The 1270-nt window shown below is 70.0% G+C and carries 1 protein-coding gene; it reads right to left on the bottom strand.

Annotation, left to right across the window (positions count from 1 at the left end; genetic code table 11):
- Positions 1-1270, bottom strand: a 1270-nt coding sequence (locus tag ACWEBX_RS40935) for a DEAD/DEAH box helicase (RefSeq protein ID WP_451889752.1), incomplete at both ends; no start/stop codon positions are given.

The following is a 1270-nucleotide window of genomic DNA, read 5'->3' as shown; positions in this document are numbered from 1 at the left end:
GTGGCGCGGGTGAGGTTGAGGCCGGTGCCCGCGGCCTTCAGGGAGAGCAGGAACACCGGCACGTCGCCGCGCTGGAAGCGGTCCACCATCTCCTCGCGTGCGGTGACGGGTGTGGCGCCATGCAGGAAGAGCGTCGCGACTCCTCGTTCCGCGAGGTGCCTCTCCAGCAGGGTCGCCATCTGCTTGTACTGGGTGAAGACCAGCACCGACTCGCCTTCGGCGGTGATGGTGTCGACCAGTTCGTCGAGCAGTGCCAATTTGCCGGAGCGGCCGTGCAGAGGGGTGGACTGGCGCAGGCTGTGCTCCTTCAGGTAATGGGCGGGGTGGTTGCAGATCTGCTTCAGCGAGGTGAGGAGCTTGAGGACCAGGCCGCGTCGGGCGATGCCTTCAACTTCCGCGATCTTCGCCATGGTTTCGCGGACCACCGCCTCGTACAGGCTTGCCTGTTCGGCGGTGAGCGGTACGACACGGTCGGTCTCGGTCTTGGCGGGCAGTTCGGGGGCGATGCCCGGGTCGGACTTTCTGCGGCGCAGCAGGAACGGGCGGACCAGACGGGACAGTCGTTCGGCGGCCTGCGGGTCCTCCCCCGTCTCGATCGCGCGGGCGTGGCGGTCGCGGAAGACGGTGAGCGGGCCGAGGAGTCCGGGTGTGGTCCAGTCCAGGAGCGCCCACAGTTCGGAGAGGTTGTTCTCCACCGGAGTGCCGGTGAGGGCGACGCGGGCGCGGGCGGGCAGGGCGCGCAGCTCGCGGGCGGTGACGGCGTAGGGGTTCTTGACGTGTTGGGCCTCGTCGGCGGCGATCAGCGACCAGGCGTTCTCGGCCAGTACTGCGCGGTCGCGGCGCAGTACTCCGTAGGTGACCAGGACGATCTCGTCTTGGGTCAGGTCGTCGAGGTGGCGGTCGCCCCCGTGGTACCGGCGCACCGGCGTGGCCGGCGCGAACCGGGTTGCCTCGCGCTGCCAGTTGCCGAGCAGCGAGGCAGGGCAGACGACGAGCGTTGGGCCCGCGGTGGCGGGGGCGGTCTGGCGGTGCAGGTGCAGGGCGAGCAGGGTGATGGTCTTGCCCAGGCCCATGTCGTCGGCGAGACAGCCACCGAGACCGAGCTCGCACATTTCGGCCAGCCAGGCCAGGCCCCGCTTTTGATAGTCGCGCAGTGTGGCGTTCAGAGCGGCGGGCTGGGCGGCGGGGGTGCGGGATTCGGGGTCGCGGATACGGGCGACGAGGTCGCCGAGCGTCCCGACCGCCGTGCAGCGAAGAGTCTCCCCGTCAC

This window comes from Streptomyces sp. NPDC005070 (assembly GCF_053600395.1).
Note: the sequence above shows the minus strand (reverse complement) of the source record. Positions and strands in the feature narration are given on the sequence as shown.